17 protein-coding genes and 1 tRNA gene are annotated in these 21,923 nt (G+C 55.7%); 8 read left to right on the top strand and 10 right to left on the bottom strand.

Annotated features, from left to right (window positions below; all coding sequences use genetic code 11):
• The first annotated feature begins 127 nt into the window (after window positions 1-127).
• The gene (locus IM284_RS11220) at window positions 128-1,888 is read left to right on the top strand and encodes a DEAD/DEAH box helicase (protein ID WP_048958749.1); all 1,761 of its coding nucleotides are present in this window, start codon (window positions 128-130) and stop codon (window positions 1,886-1,888) included.
• Between the two features lie 125 nt (window positions 1,889-2,013).
• Window positions 2,014-2,298, top strand: a complete 285-nt coding sequence (gene rplY / locus IM284_RS11215) for a 50S ribosomal protein L25 (protein WP_028013887.1) — start codon at window positions 2,014-2,016, stop codon at window positions 2,296-2,298.
• 50 nt (window positions 2,299-2,348) lie between these two features.
• On the opposite strand, the gene yejK is transcribed toward rplY, so the two are convergent.
• Window positions 2,349-3,356 carry a nucleoid-associated protein YejK gene (yejK, locus tag IM284_RS11210; protein WP_008500957.1) on the bottom strand — a complete coding sequence of 336 codons (1,008 nt, stop codon included), beginning with the start codon at window positions 3,354-3,356 and terminating at the stop codon, window positions 2,349-2,351.
• A gap of 134 nt (window positions 3,357-3,490) precedes the next feature.
• Between yejK and IM284_RS11205 the strand changes: the two genes are divergently transcribed.
• The 3 genes from IM284_RS11205 to IM284_RS11195 all read left to right on the top strand — a co-directional run bounded on the left by IM284_RS11205 (window position 3,491) and on the right by IM284_RS11195 (window position 5,647).
• The gene (locus IM284_RS11205; RefSeq protein WP_014884596.1) at window positions 3,491-3,718 is read left to right on the top strand and encodes a YejL family protein; all 228 of its coding nucleotides are present in this window, start codon (window positions 3,491-3,493) and stop codon (window positions 3,716-3,718) included.
• Between the two features lie 19 nt (window positions 3,719-3,737).
• A complete protein-coding gene (yejM, locus tag IM284_RS11200) occupies window positions 3,738-5,498 on the top strand; it encodes an LPS biosynthesis-modulating metalloenzyme YejM (RefSeq protein ID WP_028013888.1) in 1,761 nt (586 codons plus the stop codon).
• Between the two features lie 72 nt (window positions 5,499-5,570).
• Window positions 5,571-5,647: transfer RNA gene (locus IM284_RS11195), tRNA-Pro, on the top strand.
• 37 nt (window positions 5,648-5,684) lie between these two features.
• Here the strand turns inward: IM284_RS11195 and IM284_RS11190 are convergent.
• Window positions 5,685-6,872 (bottom strand): MFS transporter, encoded by a 1,188-nt coding sequence (locus tag IM284_RS11190; protein WP_028013889.1) that lies wholly within the window; start codon window positions 6,870-6,872, stop codon window positions 5,685-5,687.
• Between the two features lie 123 nt (window positions 6,873-6,995).
• Window positions 6,996-7,256 (bottom strand): DUF2534 family protein, encoded by a 261-nt coding sequence (locus tag IM284_RS11185; protein ID WP_008500962.1) that lies wholly within the window; start codon window positions 7,254-7,256, stop codon window positions 6,996-6,998.
• Window positions 7,257-7,465: 209 nt separating this feature from the next.
• Between IM284_RS11185 and eco the strand changes: the two genes are divergently transcribed.
• Window positions 7,466-7,969 carry a serine protease inhibitor ecotin gene (gene eco / locus IM284_RS11180; RefSeq protein ID WP_028013891.1) on the top strand — a complete coding sequence of 168 codons (504 nt, stop codon included), beginning with the start codon at window positions 7,466-7,468 and terminating at the stop codon, window positions 7,967-7,969.
• Window positions 7,970-8,049: 80 nt separating this feature from the next.
• Here eco and mqo read toward each other — a convergent pair whose 3' ends face one another.
• Window positions 8,050-9,699: a malate dehydrogenase (quinone) gene (mqo, locus tag IM284_RS11175; RefSeq protein WP_028013892.1), complete on the bottom strand. Its 1,650-nt coding sequence runs from the start codon at window positions 9,697-9,699 to the stop codon at window positions 8,050-8,052.
• Window positions 9,700-9,887: 188 nt separating this feature from the next.
• On the opposite strand from mqo, the gene IM284_RS11170 reads away from it, so the two are divergent.
• Window positions 9,888-11,177 carry a SulP family inorganic anion transporter gene (locus tag IM284_RS11170; RefSeq protein ID WP_047368129.1) on the top strand — a complete coding sequence of 430 codons (1,290 nt, stop codon included), beginning with the start codon at window positions 9,888-9,890 and terminating at the stop codon, window positions 11,175-11,177.
• On the opposite strand, the gene mgtE is transcribed toward IM284_RS11170, so the two are convergent.
• The 6 genes from mgtE to IM284_RS11140 all read right to left on the bottom strand — a co-directional run bounded on the left by mgtE (window position 11,140) and on the right by IM284_RS11140 (window position 18,506).
• Window positions 11,140-12,576, bottom strand: a complete 1,437-nt coding sequence (mgtE, locus tag IM284_RS11165; RefSeq protein WP_028013894.1) for a magnesium transporter — start codon at window positions 12,574-12,576, stop codon at window positions 11,140-11,142. The genes IM284_RS11170 and mgtE overlap by 38 nt on opposite strands.
• 147 nt (window positions 12,577-12,723) lie before the next feature.
• Window positions 12,724-14,367 (bottom strand): multidrug ABC transporter permease/ATP-binding protein, encoded by a 1,644-nt coding sequence (locus IM284_RS11160; RefSeq protein ID WP_047368130.1) that lies wholly within the window; start codon window positions 14,365-14,367, stop codon window positions 12,724-12,726.
• A 69-nt stretch (window positions 14,368-14,436) separates the two neighbouring features.
• Window positions 14,437-15,093, bottom strand: coding sequence for a DNA oxidative demethylase AlkB (gene alkB, locus IM284_RS11155; protein WP_047367973.1), 657 nt, complete (start codon window positions 15,091-15,093; stop codon window positions 14,437-14,439).
• Window positions 15,093-16,151, bottom strand: coding sequence for a bifunctional DNA-binding transcriptional regulator/O6-methylguanine-DNA methyltransferase Ada (ada, locus tag IM284_RS11150; RefSeq protein WP_047367974.1), 1,059 nt, complete (start codon window positions 16,149-16,151; stop codon window positions 15,093-15,095). The genes alkB and ada overlap by 1 nt, the downstream gene beginning before the upstream one ends.
• A gap of 72 nt (window positions 16,152-16,223) precedes the next feature.
• Window positions 16,224-17,279, bottom strand: coding sequence for an FAD:protein FMN transferase ApbE (gene apbE / locus IM284_RS11145; RefSeq protein WP_047367975.1), 1,056 nt, complete (start codon window positions 17,277-17,279; stop codon window positions 16,224-16,226).
• A gap of 114 nt (window positions 17,280-17,393) precedes the next feature.
• Window positions 17,394-18,506 carry a porin OmpC gene (locus IM284_RS11140; RefSeq protein WP_028013899.1) on the bottom strand — a complete coding sequence of 371 codons (1,113 nt, stop codon included), beginning with the start codon at window positions 18,504-18,506 and terminating at the stop codon, window positions 17,394-17,396.
• A 742-nt stretch (window positions 18,507-19,248) separates the two neighbouring features.
• Here IM284_RS11140 and rcsD point away from each other — a divergent pair.
• On the top strand, window positions 19,249-21,921 hold the full coding sequence (gene rcsD / locus IM284_RS11135) for a phosphotransferase RcsD (RefSeq protein WP_028013900.1): 2,673 nt from the start codon (window positions 19,249-19,251) through the stop codon (window positions 21,919-21,921).
• The last annotated feature ends 2 nt before the right edge of the window (window positions 21,922-21,923 follow it).

Below are 21,923 nucleotides of genomic sequence, written 5' to 3'. Positions count from 1 at the left end.
TGGATGTCGGACCGTGCGTCCGAAAAAAGAAGCAGTCAGGAACGGTTCAGTATAATGGTCTGGTTGCGCCACTCAAGGGAAAAAGTTTCGTGGCATACTATATGCGGATTAACGAAACCGAGACCCCATGACTTTTACACTTCGTCCCTATCAGCAGGAAGCCGTTGACGCGACGCTCGCCTGGTTCCGTAAACACCGGGAACCGGCGGCCATTGTCCTCCCGACCGGTGCAGGCAAGAGCCTGGTCATTGCCGAACTGGCGCGCCTGGCGCGTGGTCGCGTGCTGGTATTGGCCCACGTCAAAGAGCTGGTGGCGCAAAACCATGCCAAATATTGTGCGCTGGGGCTGGAAGCCGACATTTTCGCCGCCGGGCTGAAGCGCAAAGAGAGCCACGGCAAAGTGGTTTTCGGCAGCGTACAGTCGGTGGCCCGTAACCTGGATCTGTTCCGCAGCGAGTTTTCGCTGCTGATTGTCGACGAATGTCACCGCATCAGCGATGACGACGACAGCCAGTATCAGCAAATCCTCACTCACCTTAAAGAGGTGAACCCTCACTTACGCCTGCTCGGCCTGACGGCAACCCCGTTTCGTCTGGGCAAAGGCTGGATCTACCGCTTTCATTATCACGGCATGGTGCGCGGCGACGAGAAAGCGCTGTTCAGCGACTGTATCTATGAACTTCCGCTGCGCTACATGATTAAGCACGGCTACCTGACGCCGCCCGAGCGACTGGATATGCCGGTCGTGCAGTACGATTTCAGCCGCTTACAGGCGCAGAGCAACGGGCTGTTCAGCGAGGCGGATCTTAACCATGAACTGAAAAAACAGAAGCGGATCACGCCGCATATCATCAGCCAGATTGAAGAGTTCGCGCAAACGCGTAAAGGGGTGATGATTTTTGCTGCCACCGTCGAACACGCGCGCGAAATCACGGGACTGCTACCCGCTGACGACGCAGCGCTGATCACTGGCGAAACGCCCGGCCCGGAGCGCGACAGGCTGATTGAGGCTTTCAAAGCCCAGCAGTTCCGCTACCTGGTGAATGTCTCCGTATTAACCACCGGGTTTGACGCCCCACACGTCGACCTGATTGCGATTCTGCGCCCGACCGAATCCGTCAGCCTGTATCAGCAGATTGTCGGCCGTGGCCTGCGCCTGGCGCCGGGCAAAACCGACTGCCTGATACTGGATTACGCCGGCAACCCGCACGATCTGTACTCCCCGGAAGTGGGCGCGCCAAAAGGCAAAAGCGACAACGTGCCGGTACAGGTGTTTTGCCCGGCCTGCGGCTTTGCCAACACCTTCTGGGGAAAAACCACCGCCGACGGCACGCTGATTGAACACTTTGGCCGCCGCTGTCAGGGCTGGTTTGAGGATGATGAGGGACATCGCGAGCAGTGCGATTTCCGCTTCCGCTTCAAAAACTGCCCGCAGTGCAACGCCGAAAATGACATCGCCGCCCGCCGTTGCCGCGAGTGCGACACGGTGCTGGTGGACCCGGACGACATGCTGAAAGCGGCGCTGAAGCTGAAAGATGCGCTGGTGCTGCGCTGCTCCGGCATGGCGCTGCAGCCCGGCGCGGATGAAAAAGGCGAGTGGCTGAAAATCACCTATTACGACGAGGATGGCGCTGACGTCAGCGAACGGTTCAGGGTTCAGACGCCTGCCCAACGCACGGCATTTGAGCAGCTATTTATCCGGCCGCATACCCGTACGCCTGGCGTGCCGCTGCGCTGGATAACCGTGGCGGATATCGTGCATCAGCAGGTGCTGCTGCGCCACCCCGACTTCGTGGTCGCCCGCAAGAAAGGCCAGTTCTGGCAGGTTCGCGAGAAGGTCTTTGACTATGAAGGTCGCTTCCGTCGGGCAAATGAATTGCGCGGTTAACGGGACTTTTCATTGATGTGCGGGGCATTTGAGTATAAAATGCCGCCCGCTTCACATCCGTGGGGCAGAACACTCACCTGCTGCTGGGTCGCCTGTAGTAGGGTTTTAAATACAGAGAGAAATCAATGTTCACTATCGAAGCAGAAGTACGTAACGTGCAGGGTAAGGGTGCGAGCCGCCGCCTGCGTAACGCTAACAAGTTCCCGGCTATCGTTTACGGTGGCGAAGCTGCTCCAGTTGCTATCGAACTGGATCACGACAAAGTGTGGAACATGCAGACTAAAGCTGAGTTCTACAGCGAAGTTCTGACCATCGTTGTTGGCGGTAAAGAAGAAAAAGTGAAGGTTCAGGCTGTTCAGCGTCACGCGTTCAAGCCAAAACTGACTCACATCGACTTCGTTCGCGCGTAATCGCAAACCTGTCGAGAAAACCCCGCTTCGGCGGGGTTTTTTTATGGCTGCTATTTACCGCCAGACGTGCGGCGCTGAAGCTGATCGCGCAGATTCGGCGGCGTGCCTTTGATGGTCAGGGTATCGGTGGCTGGATCCCAGAAAATGCGTTCCCCCAACAGCATGGCGTCAAAGTTGATGGTTAACCCACCGCCGCTGCCGGCAAATTTGGTTAACTGACGCAGCGTGCTGCGATCCGCCGGGAAGCTCTCCTCAAGCTCATAGCCCTTCTCCGCGGTGAATTCCTGGAAGCTCACTTCGCTGACGCCCGCCAGCTCTTTTGACAGGGACTCCAGTTCAATCTCTTCCCCCGCCTGCAACTGCTCGTTGCAGTAGCTGTAAACCTGCTGACGCACGGTCTGGCGTTCAGATTTATCGAGCTGCGCTTCCGCCGTGAAGTCATCAACGGCCTGCAGCAGCCCTTTGTTCTGCGCTTTGGCGTTCAGGCCTTCGCTGGCACCGAGGAAGTCCATAAAGAAATCCGCCACTTTGCGGCCCACCCGCCCCTTCAGGAAGGTGAGGTAGCGGGTCGACTCCGGGTTAGTTTCCCACTCGGTCAAATCAATACGCGCCACAATATCCGCATGGTTGATATCCAGATAGTGCGTTGAGCTGATGTCCAGCTGCTCGTTCACGCGCATGCTGCTTAAGTTATTCAGCACGGTAACCAGCAGGTACTCGACCGCCAGGTAACGATAGTGGCAGAACAGGACAATACCGCCGTCGGCGAACGGATATTTCGCCAGCTCGTCGCGCAGACGCCCGGTTGCCGCGCGGCTAAACGCCAGGAAATCCTCTTCGCCCTGACGCTGCAGGCGCAGGCTATCGGCCAGCTCACTCTCTTCGCTGAACAGACCATAGGCTTTATTTTTAGCGCTGTAGACGCGATGCAGCTCTGCCATCATTTCCACAACGGTTGCCGTGGGTTCCAGTAACGAATCGCGTAGCACCACTTCAAGGGTTTGCTCATCACGCTTGATAAGCTGGTGCAAGGCAATCTGGTTGATTTCCAGACTCATGATAAACTCTCCTTTTAGACCGGGCGGTATTCAACCACCACCAGGACATGTGTGCAACAACAGATAAAAAAGGGGAAAAAAAGCTGTTGCTACGGTAATATGTTGCCCTTTCATCAACAAACTGATTTTGATTTATGCCACAACATTCCCGCTACAGTGATGAACACGTTGAACAACTGCTCAGTGAGCTGGTCAACGTACTGGAAAAACATAAAACGCCGACCGATCTCTCCCTGATGGTTTTGGGAAATATGGTCACCAACCTTATCAACACCAGCGTTGCTCCGGCTCAGCGTCAGGCGATCGCCAAATCTTTCGCCCAGGCGTTACAGTCATCCGTCAGCAACGACCAGGCCCATTAAGGGAAACGAACAACAGTTTATGGTGACGAATCGTCAGCGCTACCGTGAAAAAGTCTCCCAGATGGTCAGCTGGGGACACTGGTTTGCCCTGTTCAACATTCTGCTAGCGACGGTAATTGGCTGTCGTTATCTGTTTGTCGCAGACTGGCCCACAACGCTAACCGGGCGTATCTACTCCTGGATAAGCGTTGTTGGTCACTTTAGCTTTTTGGTATTCGCCACCTATCTGCTGATCCTGTTTCCTCTGACGTTTATCGTCATGTCGCAGCGTTTGATGCGGTTCTTGTCCGCAATCCTTGCCACGGTGGGGATGACGCTGCTGCTTATCGACAGTGAAGTGTTCACCCGCTTCCACCTGCATCTCAACCCTATCGTCTGGGAACTGGTGATCAACCCCGACCAGAACGAAACGGCCCGCGACTGGCAACTGATGTTCATCAGCGTCCCGGTGATCCTGTTGATCGAGATGCTGTTTGCCACCTGGAGCTGGCAAAAGCTCCGCAGCCTGACCCGACGCCGCCATTACGCGAAGCCCGTCGCCGCGCTCTTTTTCGTCTCATTTATCAGTTCGCACCTCATGTATATCTGGGCGGATGCGAACTTCTATCGCCCTATTACCATGCAGCGCGCTAACCTGCCGCTCTCTTATCCGATGACGGCCCGTCGTTTCCTTGAGAAACACGGCCTGCTTGATGCCCAGGAGTACCAGCGCCGTCTGGTCGAACAGGGTAATCCGGAAGCGGTTAGCGTGCAGTATCCACTGAGCGATCTGCGCTATCGCGATATGGGTCGCGGGCAAAACGTCCTGCTGATTACCGTCGATGGCCTCAACTATTCTCGTTACGAGAAGCAGATGCCTGCGCTGGCCGATTTCGCGAGTCAGAACGTGTCGTTTACCCAGCATATGAGTTCAGGTAACTCAACCGATGCGGGTATCTTTGGCCTGTTCTATGGCATTTCTGCCGGATACATGGACGGCGTGCTGTCTGCGCGCATTCCTGCGGCGCTGATCACCGGGCTTAATCAGCAGGGCTATCAGTTAGGGCTGTTCTCATCGGACGGCTTCAACAGTTCACTGTACCGCCAGGCGCTGCTCTCTGATTTCTCACTGCCTGCCGCGCAGAGCCAGTCTGATGCCCAGACCGCAAACCAGTGGATAAACTGGCTGCAGCGCTACGCGCAGGAAGATAACCGCTGGTTCTCGTGGGTGGCCTTTAACGGCACAACGCTTAACGACAGCAACCAGGCTGGCTTTGCGCGCCGCTACGGCCGCGCGGCCAGCGATGTTGACGCACAGATTGGCCGTGTGCTTGACGCGCTACGTGAATCAGGCAAGCTTGATAACACGGTCGTGATCGTGACCGCGGGGCATGGCGTACCGTTAGGCGACGAGACGAAGAGCATGAGCTGGTCACGTCCAAACCTGCATGTTCCGCTGGTGATCCACTGGCCGGGAACGCCGGCGCAGCGCATCAATATGCTCACAGAACATAAAGACGTCATGACGACCCTGATGCAGCGCCTGCTGCACGTCAGTACGCCAGCAAACGAGTATTCGCAGGGGCAGGATCTCTTCAGCGCCACGCGCCGCCATAACTGGGTGACTGCAGCTGACGGCAACACGCTGGTGGTGACCACGCCGAAGCTGACGCTGGTGCTGAACAGCAACGGGAACTATCAGACCTATAATCTGCAGGGTGAACGGCTGAAGGACCAGAAACCACAGCTTAGCCTGCTGTTACAGGTTCTGACGGATGAGAAGCGCTTCATCGCTAACTGATTAATAATAAACCAGTTAGCGACGGATTCCCTTGCATTCGAAACGGAATCGAGTAGTATTCTTTCTATGCGTCGGCACGTAGCGCAGCCTGGTAGCGCACCGTCATGGGGTGTCGGGGGTCGGAGGTTCAAATCCTCTCGTGCCGACCAAAAAAACATTAAAAACCAGCCTCTTACGGCTGGTTTTTTATTTTGCCTCGTCCGGTGTTTTGCGCAGATACATCAGCGTAACCAGACAAATCACGGCTCCGGCATAAAACGTATATTCCGCGCCAAACGTTTCCCAGATGGCCCCGGCGCCCAGGCTGGCGACTAACAATCCCACGCCGCTGACCAGACTAAAAATGCCGTAGGCGGTACCGCGCAGATCCGCAGGTGCTGTTTTTGCGATCATTGCCGCCAGCAGCCCCTGCGTCATCCCCATATGCACTCCCCAAAGCGCAACGCCCAAAAGCATTCCAGCCCAGTGGGTGCTTAGCGCCAGCACAATATCTGCCCCAATCAGCATCACCAGGCCCCACTGCAGTAGTCGGGTGTGGCTCATCCCGTCCGATAACTTGCCAAACGGATAGGCTGAAAGGAAATAGAGCAAATTCATGGCCACCATCACCAGCGGGATCAGCGCCAGCGGCACCCCCGACTGCTGTGCGCGCAGGACAAGAAAGGCTTCACTGAAACGTGCGAGCGTGAAGATGGCGCCCAGGCCAATAACCCACCAGCAGCCTTTCCCGAGGCGCCTGAGGTTCTCTTTTTTGATGGGGTTCGTGCGTTTATGTTCGACGGGCGTTTTCGGCTCATGCAGGCCGAAGAAAAGCAGCGCCACGGCGAGGACGCCGGGGATCACCGCAATCCAGAAAATCGTGCGGAAATCATCGTTCCACAGCAGCATCAAGCCTACGGCCAGCAGCGGCCCGAGAAATGCGCCGACGGTATCCATCGACTGACGCAGCCCAAAGGCCGCGCCGCGAAGTTCCGGCGGCGTAACGTCAGCGACCAGCGCATCGCGCGGCGCGCCCCGGATCCCCTTCCCTACCCGGTCGATTAAGCGTGCCCCCAGAATCATGCCCGACGAAGAGGCGATAGCGAACAGCGGCTTACTCAGCGCGCCAAGACCGTAGCCCAGCACCGCCAGTCCTTTACGTTTACCCAGGTAGTCACTGATGGCACCGGAAAAAACTTTGATAAACAGCGCGGTGGCTTCAGCCAGGCCTTCAATCAAGCCAATGAAAATCACGCTGGCTCCCAGCGTCGTGACCATAAACAGCGGCAGCAGGCTGTGAATGATCTCCGAGGAGATATCCATCAGCATACTGACCCCACCCACAACCCAGACGCCTTTCGGGATCCGGCTGAGCGTTGCAAACCGGGATAACATTGAACATCTCCTGATTTATGTCGAACAACCTTGTTCGACACAGAATACCCTGGAAATGCGAATAAATATCATCACATATAAAAAAGCCAGCCCGCAGGCTGGCTTCTTATAGCAGGTGAATGCTCAGTGTTTTTCACGTCCGCCCAGGAAGAAAATGCCCAGCGGAATGGCCAGCAGAACGGTGAAGACAAGGCTGTAAACGAAGATCATCGCCGACTGCAGCACATACATGCTGGTGGTCCAGGCGGAGAGAGGAATGTTGTACTGTTCAATGACGCCAACAATGGTGGCCCGCCCGACGCACGCGGCAGCAATCATAAACACGACGAGTAGCGCCAGGAGGAACTTGCGGCCTTCAGGTGTTTTCAGTTTTGCACGAACCATCTCTCTTCCCTTTCACAGATGAATAACATTATCGATGGACTAAAATAACACGAACGCCCGTCACACTCCACACCAGTACAAACACCTGCCAAAACGGTTAATGCTAAGTTTATTACGCTGCATACAATGAAAATGTAAGTAAATCACACCAATCATTCATACTCGTTATGTTAGTCTGTTCAGGACCGTTTTGACATAAAGGAATGACAATGAAAAACGCACCTAAATTTGCCATCGCGCTTCTCGCCGCCGCGTGCGTCAGCACCAGCGCTTTCGCCAGCGACGCCCAAAAAGCGCAGCCGCTGGAAAAAGTTGCACCCTATCCGCAAGCGGAAAAAGGCATGAAGCGTCAGGTGATTCAACTGCCGGTTCAGCAGGACGAAGCGAATTACAAAGTCGAACTGTTAATTGGCAAGACGCTGGAAGTGGACTGCAATCAGCATCGTCTGGGCGGCCAGCTGGAAAGCAAAACCCTGGAAGGCTGGGGTTATGACTATTACGTCTTTGATAAAGTGACCTCTCCGGTCTCTACCATGATGGCCTGCCCGGACGGCAAGAAAGAGAAGAAATTTGTGACGGCCTATCTGGGCGACAACAGCCTGCTGCGCTACAACAGCAAGTTGCCGATCGTGGTATATACGCCTGAAAACGTGGAAGTAAAATATCGCGTGTGGAAGGCAGAAGAGACGGTCGGACAAGCGGTAGTACGTTAAAAACAAGTCGGGTGGCGGCTTCGCCTTACCCGACCTGCTAAACTAAAAACGGTAACAGATGTTACCGTTTTGCTTTTACCTTACAGCGCGATATCCGCAACCGGCTTGTTTTCCGGCTGAGGCTTCAGTTCCGCCTTCGGCGCAGCATCCGCAGCCTGCGGCTTCACGTACTGCAGCTGCAGCACGCGGCTGGTGTACTCCAGCTCTTGTTCCGTCGCATCCACGTTACCGTTCAGCTTCGTGCCGTAGGATGGAATAATGGTTTTCAGCTTCGCCTGCCATTCCGGGCTGGCGACTTTGTCTTTAAACACTTTTTCCATCAGGTGCAGCATAATTGGCGCAGCGGTAGATGCACCCGGTGACGCACCCAGCAGCGCGGCAATCGTGCCATCCTTATCGCTCACCACTTCGGTACCCAGACGCAGCACGCCGCCCTCTTTCGGATCGCGCTTGATGATCTGCACGCGCTGACCCGCCTGCCACAGACGCCAGTCTTCTTTCTTCGCCTGCGGATAGTACTCTTTCAGCGCCTCGAAACGTTCTTCATCAGAAAGCATCACCTGGCTAATCAGGTATTTCACCAGGTCGAAATTATCCAGGCCCACGTCCATCATCGGTTTGACGTTAGAGGTGGTGGTCGCGCTCAGCAGATCCCAGAGGGAGCCGTTTTTCAGGAACTTGGTTGAGAAGGTCGCGAACGGTCCGAACAGCACCACGCGTTTACCGTCAAGCATACGGGTATCGATATGCGGGACGGACATCGGTGGCGCACCGACGGAAGCCTGACCGTACACTTTTGCCAGGTGACGGTTCACCACTTCCGGGTTCTCGGACACCAGGAACTGGCCGCCGACCGGGAAGCCCGCGTAGTCGTCAGCTTCAGGAATACCGGATTCCTGCAGCAGCTTCAGCGCCGCGCCGCCCGCACCGATGAAGACAAATTTCGCCTTAATGACGTGCTCGGCTTCATTGTTTTTCAGATCGGCAACCGTCACGCTCCAGCTGTTGTCCGCATTGCGCTTAAAGCCGCGCACTTCGGTGCTGAGCTGCAAATTGAAGTTATCTTTCTTCTTCAGGGACGCCACCAGCTGACGGGTAATTTCGCCGTAGTTCACGTCGGTGCCAATTTCGGTACGGGTCGCCGCCACTTTCTGGTTCGGGTCACGGCCTTCCATGACCAGCGGCGCCCACTCTTTAATCTGCGCGTGGTCTTCGGAGTATTTCATCCCGCGGAACAGGGTGCTCTGCTGCAGCGCAGCGTAGCGCGCGCGCAGGAAATTCACGTTTTGCTCGCCCCACACAAAGCTCATGTGCGGCACGGTATTGATGAAGGAGTGCGGGTCGTGCATCACGCCGCTGTTGACCTGGTGGGACCAGAACTGACGCGAGATCTGGAACGCTTCGTTGATCTCTACCGCCTTCTCGATACTAATGGAACCGTCCTTTTTCTGCGGCGTATAGTTCAGTTCCATGAGTGCCGAATGGCCCGTACCAGCGTTATTCCAGCCGTTCGAACTCTCCTGCGCCACGCCATCGAGGCGCTCGACCATGGTCATGGACCAGTCCGGCTGCAGTTCTTGCAGATAGGTTCCCAGCGTGGCGCTCATGATGCCGCCACCAATTAAAAGGACGTCCGTTTCCTGCTCTTTTGGTGCGTCTGCTTTCGCTGCCATTGAGACGGCGTTGAGCCCGACGGCCAGAGAAAAGAGCATGGCAGTCATTTTTTTCATAATTTATGCCTTAGTGTAAAAGTGCTTGATGCGTGGAAATTGCAGGTGAAAAAAGCTGCGTGGGCACGGTAACAACTTTTAAATATTGTTTAAAGGTTACGAAATTATTGTAATTGTGAAATTTAATGATGGATTGTTTGTAGGGGATTGCGGCGCGCAACTGGTATAAGGAGGAATTTATGGCTACTATGCTGCACTTTGTGATCGCGCGCACGGAAGCCTGCCCTAACCAGCGAACTGTTATGTCCTTACCTCATTCTGCCGTATCCCCTGAAGACAGTGTAGCCAGCGTGCTGCACTCCCCTAAACAACTGGCGCGTGAAACGCTGGCGGGCGTGATTACCGCTCTGGCGCTGATCCCCGAAGTGATCTCATTTTCCGTGGTGGCGGGCGTTGACCCGAAGGTCAGCCTGATCGCCTCCGTGGTGCTGTGTCTTGCTCTCTCCGTGCTGGGCGGTCGTCCGGCGATGGTCACGGCTGCGGCCGGTTCCGTAGCGCTGGTGATTGGCCCGATGGTGCATCAGCACGGGGTGCAATACATTCTTCCCGCCGTGCTGATGGCTGGCGTGATCCAGATTCTGTTTGGCGTGCTGGGCATGGCAAGGCTGATGCGCTTTATTCCCCAGTCGGTGATGACCGGATTTGTTAACGCCCTTGGCATTTTGATTTTCTTCGCTCAGGTGCCGCATTTCTGGAGCCGAAGCCCGCTGATTGTGGGCCTGTTCGTGCTGACGCTGCTGATTGTGCTGTGGGTGCCGCGCTATATTAAAAGCGTCCCTTCCCCGCTGATTGCGATTGTGCTGTTAACCCTTTTCACCGTCACCACCGGTCAGATCCTGCCGACTGTCGGTGATGAAGGCTCAATGACTGGCGGTCTGCCTGGATTTACCGAGCTGCTGGTGCCGCTTAATTTACAGACGCTGAACATTATCTGGCCGTGCGCGTTGAGTATTGCCTTCGTCGGTCTGCTGGAGTCCCTGCTGACGGCAAAACTCGTGGATGAACTGACGGTTACGCCCTCCAGCAAGCGTCGCGAGAGCATCGGGCTGGGCGTGGGGAATATCATGGCCGGGCTCTACGGTGGCATTGCGGGCTGCGCGATGATCGGACAAACCATCGTTAACGTGGAGATGGGGAAAGGACGAAGCCGCATTTCAACCATTGCGGCGGGCATCGTGCTGCTGCTCCTGGTAACGGCGCTCAGCGAAGTGATGGCCAAAATCCCGATGGCGGTGCTGGCGGGGATTATGGCGATTGTTGCCGTCAAAACCTTCAGCTGGCACAGCCTTCAGCCCGCCACGATAAAAAATGCCCCGGTTGCCGAAACGGTGGTGATGCTGGTGACGGTCGCCGCCACGGTATCAACCGGCAATCTGGCGGTTGGCGTGCTGGGCGGGATTATCGTCATGGCACTGATCCCCGCCCGCATTAAGCGTCGGATTAAAGCAGAAAAATCGTTGCCAGCCCAAGAAAAATAAAGAAACCGCCGGTATCGGTGATGGCGGTGATCATCACGCTCGACCCCACCGCGGGGTCGCGCCCCAGTTTGGTCATCGTCAGCGGGATAATGACGCCCATCATCGATGCCACCAGCAAATTCAGCACCATCGCCAGCATCATCACGCCGCCTAAGGCCATATCGTCATACAGCCACCACGTGATGCCGCCCATAATGCCGCCCCATACCAGGCCGTTAATCAGCGCCACGCCCATTTCCCTGAAGATCAGAAAGGCGAAGTTACCGGGCTGAATATTTTCCAGCGCCAGCGCGCGGACGATCATGGTGATGGTCTGGTTTCCGGTGTTGCCGCCAATTCCGGCCACAATCGGCATCAGCGAGGCCAGCGCCACCAGCTGCGAGATGGTGTGTTCAAAGCCGTCAATCACACGGGAGGCGATGAAGGCAGTACACAGGTTAATAGCCAGCCAGGCCCAGCGGGTTTTCACCGCCTTACCGACGGAGGCGTGGACGTCATCTTCGGCGCTGATCCCGCCTAGCGCGCGCAGATCGTTATCGGTCTCTTCATAAACCACGTCAACGATTTCATCGATAGTCAGACGGCCCATCAGCTTGCCAACGGAGTCTACGACCGCCGCACTCACAAGGTCATCACGTTCAAAGGTACGCGCCGCTTTTTCCGCATCGTCTTCCGGGGAGAAGACCATCGGCTCGTTTTCCATCACCTCGCTCACCCGCTGCTGGGCGCTGTTGAGCAGGATGGTTTTCAGCTCCAGCTCGCCAAGCAGGGTTTTATCCCGCGAGGTGACAAACAGCTTATCGGTGTTGTCCGGCATTTTGCCCAGGCGGCGCAGGTAGCGCTGCACGGTACCGAGCGTGACGTCCGGACGTACCGTGATAACGCCGAACTCCATGATCGCGCCGACGCTGTTTTTCTCGTAGTGCATCACCTGACGCACACGCGCGCGTTCATCGGCAGGCAGAGAGGCCAGCAGGCGGCCGGTCAGGTTACGCGGCAGATGCTGTACAAGGTAAATCTGCTCGTCGATATCCAGGGTTTGCAGGGCGTCGAGGATATCCCGATCGCTCATCTCGTCGATCAGGTCATCCCAGACGTTTTCGGAGGCTTCAAGCAGAACCTGGCCGCGCTCGTGATCCTGTACCAGGCGCCAGAGGGCGTGACGCTCTTCCGAAGGAAGCGCTTCCAGGGTATCCGCCAGATCCGGCGGCGGTAAATGAGCAACCAGCGCACCTACCTCAGCAATATCGTCGGCTAAGGTGCCGACATCATATTGCTCAGCCAGGGTCAGTTTGCCTAATAGCGTAGACGTGACCGCTTTATCGGTCGTGAGAAGCCAGATGAGTCGCGCACGTTCCTGGTCACGCTGCCTGGCGCTGTTTTTCTTTAATACCGACATCAATCATAAATCCATTAAATGAGTTGAGACTAAGCATAGCGCGAGGATATGTAAATAAGAATAAACAGCGAGGCGGGATGAAGAAAAAAGCGGCATTACGGCCACGATTATCCCCTCTCCCCGTGGGAGAGGGTTAGAGTGAGGGCATCAGGCCGTGCGCGCCACCGCGTCACGCGACGCCGCATCGCGCTCGTCGCCGGTCAGCTCGCTCAGCCTGCCGTCGCGCATCTCCAGCAGACGGTCGGCGTGAATGAAGTAATGATCGTCGTGGCTGATGGCGAAAATGGTCTTGCCCATCTCCTGCATCAGCGGCAGCAGCACCTGATAAAACTCGCGACGGAAGTGCGGGTCCTGATCCGCCGCCCATTCATCCAGCAGGATGATGTCACGCTCTTCCGCCAGCGCCAGCAGCAGCGCCACGCGCTTCTTCTGCCCCTTAGAGAGCTTGAGGTTCAGGATTTTGCCGTCCTGGAGCTCCAGCTTGTGCGACATCTGCAGCTGCGCAAGCCATTTCTCAACCAGCGCCGGATTGGCCTGCTGCCCTTCCGAACCCAGCAGCTGGTCAAACAGCCAGACATCGGTGAATACCGCTGAGAAAAGCTTGCGGTAATCCTCGGGTTTCTCCGCGCTCAGCGCCTTACCGTCCAGCAGGATCTCGCCCGACTGCGGCTGGTAAAGTCCGGTGAGCAACATCGCCAGCGTGGATTTTCCGCTACCGTTGCCGCCGATGAGGAACAGCAATTCGCCGCGGTGAATCGTCAGGTTGACCGGTCCCACGGAGAAGGCGTTGTCCTGATAGCGGAACGTCACGTCGCGCAGCTCCAGGGTCTGCCAGTTCGGGAAGGCCTGTGGGCGCGGGAATTCAGCCTTAAATGGCGCCAGATCGAACTTCTTAAGCTTGTTAAACGCCACCTGCGCGCTCAGCAAGGTGGGCAATGCGCCGACGGCCGAGAGCAGCGGCGTACGCAGGAACAGCAGGGTCAGCGAGTAGGTCGCCGCCACGTTGGTGTCCGCCCAGCCCAGGCTGTTCGCCATCCAGAATACCAGGCCAATGGCGCCCAGCATCATAATGTTGGACCAGTTCACCGCGCTCAGGTGGAAGGTATCGGCGCGAATAATGTGGTGCCGGTATTCGCGCGCGTCCGGGATATAGAGGTTATTGAAGATATGCTCGGCACGCTCGCGGTTGAGGGTCAGCTCTTTGCGCCCTTCCAGTACCGTCTGGTAATCGTTATAGAGCTTATCTTCCGTTTCGCGCAGGACTGCCATGTGTTTATAGACGCGCGATACCAGCACGAAACCGCCCCAGATGGTGATGGCAATCCACACCGCGGTCACCGCCAGCATTTTGGTAGAAAGCCAGGCGAGATAGGCCGCCGAGCCAAAGGTCAGGATGATCCCCTGCACCAGCTCCGGCAGGCGGACAAACGCGATGGTAATCGCGCGCACGTCGCTGGTCAGCCCCGCCAGCAGGGAGGCGCTGCCGAGCTGCTCCACGCGCTCAACCTGCGTGTCGAGGATCCGCTTGATGAACTCGCTGCGCAGGCGGAAAACGAAATGGTGGCCGAGCGCGGTCAGCGCCAGCTGAGAGCCGAGCGTAACCGCCATCAACAGCAGCAGCAGGCCGAGAAACTCCGGCAGAACCGAGAGTGAGGTATCGACCATTTCGATCAGCCGCACGTTTATAAACGCGATCAGGCCAATACCCAGCGCCGCGCTGGCAAGGCTTAAGGCCATTACGGCAATGAAGGGCCAGCGGTACTGACGCCAGACAAGAAGAAGTAGTTGCATGCAGGCAATCCGGACAATAAAAATCAGCCAGCAGTGTAAACTGCCCTGAGCGGACATCAAGAATAATTCTTATTTTTGTTTGTTCAATCCCGCCTGACGGAAAGTCAGATTATAGCGGTACTCGCCAGTGAGGGGATGAACCCCGGGCTTCAGGGGCTGAATGCCGTGATAGTACAGCCGTGACTCCCTGCCCCACACCACCACGTCGCCGTGCTCCAGCATAATGCGCCTGAGCGGATCGTTGCGGCGCAATCCGCCAAACTGGAAGACGGCGGGCAGACCCAACGATACCGAGACAATGGGCGCGCGCAGATCGGGTTCATCCTTGTCCTGATGCAGCGAGAGCTTCGCGCCGATGGCGTAGCGGTTAATCAGGCAGGCATCCGGCCGGAAGTCAGGGTAATCTGCTGCAACGGCAGCCTCGTGACAAAGCGCCTGAAACACCGTAGGCATGGGAGGCCACGGCCGGCCGGTCGTGGGATCGTTCGGGGCATACACATACCCACGTTCGTTCGTCGCCCACCCCAGTTCGCCGCAGTTGGCCATGGCCACCGACATGGTGTAGCCGCCCGGCGTCACCATATGGCGAAACTGTGAAACCGCCGTGACCTCTTCAATACCGGCAAGCAATGCCGCCGCACGGGAGAGTGCAAAGCGGCGCAGGATCACTGCCCCGGGCGCAAGCGGCTCCTGCCACGGTTCAGCATCCGCAAAAAGATCGAGCATTATCCCTCCCGGCGTTTCGCCTCACGTTTCAGTAATAGCGCTTTTCGCGCCGCCCCCCAGCGATAGCCCGACAGCGCGCCGTCGGTGCGGACCACGCGGTGACAGGGGATCACAATCGCCAGCCTGTTTGCCGCACACGCACCCGCGACGGCACGCACCGCGTTGGGCTGGCCAATCGCCTTCGCCACCTGCTGATAGCTGGCCGTTTCCCCGCAGGGGATGTCACGAAGGGCCTGCCAGACCCGCTGCTGGAACGCGGTGCCGCGTATATCCAGCGGCAGCGCCAGCGGCACCGCGTGGTTATCAATACTGGCAATGACCTGGCTGATACGCTGGGCAAAGGCATCTTCCTGCGGGGCATGCTCCGCGTTTGGAAACAGCGTCGCAAATTCTTCTGCCAGTTTGGTATCGTTGTCGCCCAGCAGTATCGCGCAAATTCCCCGCTCGCTTTCCGCAACCAGGCAGCGTCCCAGCGAACAGTCGCCGATGGCGTAACGCACCGCCACCTCGCCTTTGCGGTACTGCTTCGCCGTCATGCCCAGCGCATCGTTGGCTTTACGGTAATAGCTGCTGCTGTCGGGAAACCCTGCCGCCAGCACGGCATCGGTAATTTTGTTTCCCTGCGCAAGTGCCGCGCGCAGACGCTGCCCCCGCGCCGCCTGCTGCCAGGCTTTTGGCGTCATCCCGGTGACGGACTTAAACAGCCGGTGGAAATGGAAAGGACTCATGGCGACCTGCTGCGCCAGACCTTCAAGCGTCAGCGCGGGATCCTGCTCCAGAAGGCGACAGGCGTGCTCCACTTTCGCCAGCTTTTGCTGATTCGGATCGCGTTTGTCCGGCATGCAGCGCTTGCACGGGCGAAACCCTGCCTGAACGGCATGCTGGACATCGGGATAAAAGCAGACGTTTTTACGCAGCGCGTGACGGGCGCGGCATGACGGGCGGCAAAAAATCCCCGTCGTCTGCACGGCAAAGACAAACCGATCGTCAGCGCGCGGATCGCGAGCCAGAACGGCCTGCCAGCGATCCTCATCATTCATATAGGTTGGATTTTTCATCATCAGCTCCTCTTACAAGCATACCTTTAGCGTGCCCGAGTGCCAGTGATAAAAAACCCGCAACCTTGCTTTTTAATTTTTGTCGCTCACCAGGAAGCTGTTGAACTGCGGCGAGCTCCAGGTTTTGAACCCGTCGCCCTCTTTAGTGATCATATAAACCGCCAGTCCTTCCTGACGAACCACCTCTTTGGCTTTTTCCGGGCCGAGAACCATTAATCCGGTATCCCAGGCGTCGGCTTCCAGCGCAGTGGGGGCAATCACGGTCACCGAGACCAGGTTATGCGTGATGGGACGTCCGGTCAGCGGATCGATCACGTGCGAAATACGCTTCCCGTCGAGCTCGTAATAGTTACGGTAGCTCCCGGAAGTGCTGATGCCGTGCCCGTTAATATCCACAATGGCCTGTACGGCGTTTTGCCGATCGGTCGGTTTTTGAATCGCCACGCGCCACGGTTTACCGCTGGCGTTCATGCCCCGGCTGACTAACGCGCCCCCCACGGAGACCAGGTAGCGCGATATCCCTTCCTGCGTCATCAGCTCGGCAAGGTGATCCGCCGCGTAACCTTCACCTACCGTCGACAGATCGACAAACAGATCGGGGATGTCTTTCTGCAGATACTGCTGGCCGTACTGGTTGATCACCGTCAGATGCTTTAGCCCTGTCCGGGCGCGGGCATCATCAATGGCCGCCTGATCGGGTGTGGTATCCGGCTGTTTGTTCGGGCCAAATCCCCAGAGATTGACCAGAGGCCCGACGGTGACATCCATCGCGCCGTTGGTTTTATATCCCACGCGCATTGATTCGGTGACGATATCGGCCATCGCTTCGCTCACCGGCCACAGGGAGGTACTGGTGGAAAGATTAAAGCGCATCAGCGCCGAGTCATTTTTATAGGTTGAGAGCAGCTGGTCGTCGGCGTCCAGCTGAGACTGGATTTTACCGCGAAGTTCATCAGCGCGCGTTTTATCCAGGCCCATCACGCTGACGCGCCAGAAGGTGCCCATCGTTTTGCCTTCGAGCACCGTCGCGGCGGGTGCATCGGTTTTCGCCACGGGCGCGGAATCGTCACACGCGGTCAGGGAAAAAAGCATAGCCAGAAAGCTGGCGCGTAAAAAAGTCATGTCCATTCATTATTATCCTCATGCCAGGGCGGCAAGAGTACACCAAAACGGTTGCGTTGTGAGGCCAAAAAAAAGCACAAAAAAGGGGCCTTCAGGCCCCTTAGTCACACGATGACGCGATTAGAACTGGTAAACCAGACCCAGCGCGACGATATCATCAGTGCCGATACCGGCCTGACGGGTGAACTCATTTTCATCAACCAGGTTGATTTTGTAATCCACGTAGGTGGACATGTTTTTGTTGAAGTAGTAAGTCGCACCCACATCAACATATTTCAGCAGATCCTGATCGCCGTAACCTTCGATGTCTTTACCTTTGGACTGCAGGTAAGCCACGGATGGACGCAGGCCGAAGTCGAACTGGTACTGAGCAACCACTTCGAAGTTCTGCGCTTTGTTAGCAAAACCGTAAGCGGTAGTCGGGCTGCTGCCGTTAGAGGTACCGAAGCGGGTTGCGTTGTAGGTCTGAGAGTACTGCGCAGCCAGGTAGATGTTGTTGGCATCGTATTTCAGGCCGCCAGAATAGACTTCTGCGTGATCGCCGTTACCGTAAACGCCCGGTGCGTTCTGGTCAGCGGTACGTTTGGAGGAGGACATCGCACCACCCACGCTGAAGCCTTCGCCCAGGTTATAGGTTACGGATGCACCGTAGCCGTCGCCGTTCTGTTTCAGCAGGCTGCGTCCACCGACGTTTTCACCACTTACGCTACCGTTTTTACCCTGATACTGCAGCGCAAAGTTCAGGCCATCCACCAGACCAAAGAAGTCCTGGTTACGATAGGTCGCCACGCCGTTAGCACGAGACTGCAGGAAGTTGTCTGAGCCGTAGGTATCGCCGCCAAATTCTGGCAGAACGTCAGTCCAGGAAGTTACGTCGTAGATCACGCCGTAGTTACGACCGTAATCGAAAGAGCCCGCTTCAGCGAATTTCAGACCGGCAAACGCCACACGCGTCCAGGACTGGTTGTCGCTTTCAGTCGTGTTGCCCTGGATCTGGTATTCCCACTGGCCGTAACCGGTCAGCTGATCGTTAACCTGAGTTTCGCCTTTGAAGCCAAGACGCATGTAGGTCTGGTCGCCGTCAGCACTCTTGTCGTCAGAGAAATAGTGCAGACCATCAACTTTGCCGTACAGATCTAATTTGTTGCCATCTTTATTATAAATTTCGGCCGCATTTGCTGCGCCTGCTACCAGCAGTGCTGGTACCAGGAGGGACAGTACTTTAACTTTCATTTTATTAACCCTCTGTTATATGCCTTATAATTGCCACTGCTTACTGGTTAACCCTCATTAACCAGTCGGCAAATTCATTCTCCGCAAAATTACAGAATAATCCAATGCGAATATGATACGAAAACTTTGAAGATGTTTCATTTATCCATCAACATGTTTCAAGATGTAAATGAAAAGGAACTTTTACAAAGCACAAAAAGCTTAGAAATTTAGCACTTATAATCAAACCGAAAAAACATCCAATACATATCAAATAGTTAAAATAAAAAACGTTACCGCACTGAATGACAAAACAAGATCGACTCCAGTCTCTAAAATAACTCTCGCTATCATCATTAACTTTATTTATTACCGTCATTCAGCTTTGAATGTCTGTTTATCCCTAATTCAACCGGATGCGTCGCATTCGGTTTTTTTTACCCTTCTTTACGTAACTTTTCCTTTTTTGTGCTACCGCCGCGTAATTGTAACGACTATTAACTAAATTCACGCTCGCCCCTGTGCATAACGGGGAAATTCGCTCAAAACTTAATTTCTTGTTAATTCGTGCTATTTTCTGACAAAATGCATTTTTTATTTGTACATGCATTATGTACTTGTACACATTTAAGGCGTACTTCCTCTCTCGCACGGGTCATCGAAAAAGTCGCTTGTTCAAGGACAGTGGCGCTGGAAATTCAGTTATTACCCTTTATACTGCCCTATCGCCACAGAGCACGACCATCACGGGTTAAAGATATCAATGAGTCAGACTGAAACTACCGCCCAAAGCAAATTCTCCCTCCTGCCCGGGAGCATCACCCGTTTCTTTCTTCTTTTGATCGTGGTGCTGTTAGTCACAATGGGCGTGATGGTGCAGAGCGCGGTTAATGCCTGGCTGAAGGATAAGAGCTATCAGGTGGTGGATATTACCCACGCCGTACACAAGCGCATTGATACCTGGCGCTACGCCACCTGGCAGATTTACGACAACATTGCGGCAGCGCCTGCCAGCTCATCCGGAGATGGACTTCAGGAGACGCGGCTGAAACAGGATGTCTACTATCTCGAAAAACCGCAGCGTAAGACTGAAGCGCTTATCTTTGGCTCTCACGACAGCGCGACCCTTGAGATGACGCAGCGTATTTCGACCTACCTGGATACCCTCTGGGGCGCCGAAACGGTGCCGTGGTCGATGTACTATCTGAACGGTCAGGACAACAGCATGATCCTGATCTCGACGCTGCCGTTGAAAGATCTCTCTTCCGGATTTAAAGAGACGACGGTCGGCAGCATTGTCGACTCCCGCCGGGCAGAAATGCTGCAGCAGGCCAATGCCCTTGATGAACGTGAGAGCTTCTCATCGCTGCGCCGATTGGCCTGGCAGAATGGTCACTATTTTACCCTGCGTACCACCTTTAACCAGCCGGGTCATCTGGCGACGGTCGTGGCCTTCGATTTACCCATTAATGATTTGATCCCGCCGGATATGCCGCTCGACAGCTTCCGTCTGGAGCCTGACAGCAGCACCCAGAACATGCGTGCGGCGTCCGACAAAGAGGCCGCAGAGAGCGTCACCATCTCCTTTAACGGCTCGAAAATTGAAATTGCCTCGTCGCTGAACTCAACCGGCATGCGTCTGGTGTGGCAGGTACCGTTCGGCACGCTGCTGCTTGATACCCTGCAAAATATTCTGCTGCCGCTGCTGCTGAATATTGGTCTGCTGGCGCTGGCCCTGTTTGGCTACAGCACCTTCCGCTTCCAGCCGGGACGCCAGAGCGACGCGTCTGCGGTCTCCGCGGGCAACACCAACGAGCTGCGCGTATTGCGCGCGCTCAATGAAGAGATTGTCTCCGTGCTGCCGCTAGGGGTGTTAGTTCACGATCAGGAATCGAATCGCACGGTGATGAGCAATAAAATTGCTGACCATCTGCTGCCGCACCTTAACCTGCAGAACATCACCACTATGGCGGATCAGCACCAGGGGGTTATTCAGGCCACGATTAACAATGAACTTTACGAGATCCGTCAGTTCCGCAGCCAGGTGGCCCCGCGTACGCAAATCTTCATCATTCGCGATCAGGATCGCGAAGTGCTGGTGAATAAAAAGCTCAAGCAGGCGCAAAGGCTGTATGAGAAGAACCAGCAGGGGCGCGCGGCATTCATGCAGAATATTGGCGATGCCTTCAAGCAGCCGTTAAAAACGCTGGCGACCCAGGCGGCGGCGTTAAACACGTCTGAAAGCCACCAGCTCGCCTGCCAGGCCGACTCGCTGGTCCGCATGGTGGATGAGATCCAGCTGGCAAACATGCTGGAAAATGATTTCTGGAAAGGTACCCCTTCTCTCTTCTCCATTCAGGATCTGATCGATGAAGTGGTTCCGGAAGTCCTGCCCGTAATTAAGCGCAAAGGGCTGCAGCTGCTAATCAACAACCATTTACCCGCCAATGACGAACGTCACGGCGACCGCGAGGCGCTGCGTCGTATTCTGCTGATGATTATTCAGTACGCCGTGACCACCACGCAGATCGGCAAGATCACCCTTGAAGTGAGCACCGACGAGTCGGCGGAAGATCGCCTGACGTTCCGCATTCTGGACACCGGGGAAGGCGTGACGGCGAGTGAAATTGATAATCTGCACTTCCCGTTCCTGAATGACACGCAAAGCGATCATTACGGCAAGGCTAACGCCCTGACCTTCTGGCTGTGCGATCAGCTGGCACGTAAGCTCGGCGGCCATCTGAATATCAAGGCCCGTGAATCGCTCGGCACCCGTTACTCTCTCCACGTGAAAATGGCCGCCAATCCACAGGAAGAAGATGAAGAACGCCTGCTGGATGACGTCGTGGTGATGGTGGATGTGACCTCAAACGAGATCCGCAATATTGTGGTTCGTCAGCTCGAAAACTGGGGCGCGGCCTGCATCACGCCGGATGAAAGGCTGGCAAGTCAAGAATTTGATCTGTTTTTAACTGATAATCCGTCTAATCTTACTGCCTCGGGCTTGCTTTTAAGCGATGATGAGTCACGCGTGCGGAAAATCGGCCCTGGCCAGCTGCGCGTCAACTTTAATATAAGCAATGCGATGCAGGAAGCTGTACTACAACTAATAGAAGAGCAGCTGGCGCAGGAAGAGATAACGGAATCCCCGTTAGGCGGTAATGAAAATGCCGAGCTTCACGCCAGCGGATACTATTCCCTCTTTGTTGATACAGTACCAGATGATGTGAAGCGGTTGTATACTGAGTCCGCTGCGAATGATTTTGCAGCGCTGGCACAGACAGCACACCGGCTTAAAGGGGTGTTTGCCATGCTTAATCTGGTTCCCGGCAAGCAGTTATGTGAAACGCTGGAACATCTAATTCGTGAGAAAGATGCCTCTGGCATTGAAAAATACATCAGCGACATTGACGCCTACGTCAAAAGCTTGCTGTAGCA

Origin of the sequence: Enterobacter cloacae complex sp. P12RS (assembly GCF_014895875.1) — a bacterium.
GTDB lineage: Bacteria > Pseudomonadota > Gammaproteobacteria > Enterobacterales > Enterobacteriaceae > Enterobacter > Enterobacter bugandensis.
Note: the sequence above shows the minus strand (reverse complement) of the source record. Positions and strands in the feature narration are given on the sequence as shown.

Coding starts and splice junctions, on each gene's coding strand:
- IM284_RS11220 (WP_048958749.1), top strand. CDS start 128: ATGACTTTTACACTTCGTCCCTATCAGCAGGAAGCCGTTGACGCGACG.
- rplY (WP_028013887.1), top strand. CDS start 2,014: ATGTTCACTATCGAAGCAGAAGTACGTAACGTGCAGGGTAAGGGTGCG.
- yejK (WP_008500957.1), bottom strand. CDS start 3,356: ATGAGTCTGGAAATCAACCAGATTGCCTTGCACCAGCTTATCAAGCGT.
- IM284_RS11205 (WP_014884596.1), top strand. CDS start 3,491: ATGCCACAACATTCCCGCTACAGTGATGAACACGTTGAACAACTGCTC.
- yejM (WP_028013888.1), top strand. CDS start 3,738: ATGGTGACGAATCGTCAGCGCTACCGTGAAAAAGTCTCCCAGATGGTC.
- IM284_RS11190 (WP_028013889.1), bottom strand. CDS start 6,872: ATGTTATCCCGGTTTGCAACGCTCAGCCGGATCCCGAAAGGCGTCTGG.
- IM284_RS11185 (WP_008500962.1), bottom strand. CDS start 7,256: ATGGTTCGTGCAAAACTGAAAACACCTGAAGGCCGCAAGTTCCTCCTG.
- eco (WP_028013891.1), top strand. CDS start 7,466: ATGAAAAACGCACCTAAATTTGCCATCGCGCTTCTCGCCGCCGCGTGC.
- mqo (WP_028013892.1), bottom strand. CDS start 9,699: ATGAAAAAAATGACTGCCATGCTCTTTTCTCTGGCCGTCGGGCTCAAC.
- IM284_RS11170 (WP_047368129.1), top strand. CDS start 9,888: ATGCTGCACTTTGTGATCGCGCGCACGGAAGCCTGCCCTAACCAGCGA.
- mgtE (WP_028013894.1), bottom strand. CDS start 12,576: ATGTCGGTATTAAAGAAAAACAGCGCCAGGCAGCGTGACCAGGAACGT.
- IM284_RS11160 (WP_047368130.1), bottom strand. CDS start 14,367: ATGCAACTACTTCTTCTTGTCTGGCGTCAGTACCGCTGGCCCTTCATT.
- alkB (WP_047367973.1), bottom strand. CDS start 15,093: ATGCTCGATCTTTTTGCGGATGCTGAACCGTGGCAGGAGCCGCTTGCG.
- ada (WP_047367974.1), bottom strand. CDS start 16,151: ATGAAAAATCCAACCTATATGAATGATGAGGATCGCTGGCAGGCCGTT.
- apbE (WP_047367975.1), bottom strand. CDS start 17,279: ATGGACATGACTTTTTTACGCGCCAGCTTTCTGGCTATGCTTTTTTCC.
- IM284_RS11140 (WP_028013899.1), bottom strand. CDS start 18,506: ATGAAAGTTAAAGTACTGTCCCTCCTGGTACCAGCACTGCTGGTAGCA.
- rcsD (WP_028013900.1), top strand. CDS start 19,249: ATGAGTCAGACTGAAACTACCGCCCAAAGCAAATTCTCCCTCCTGCCC.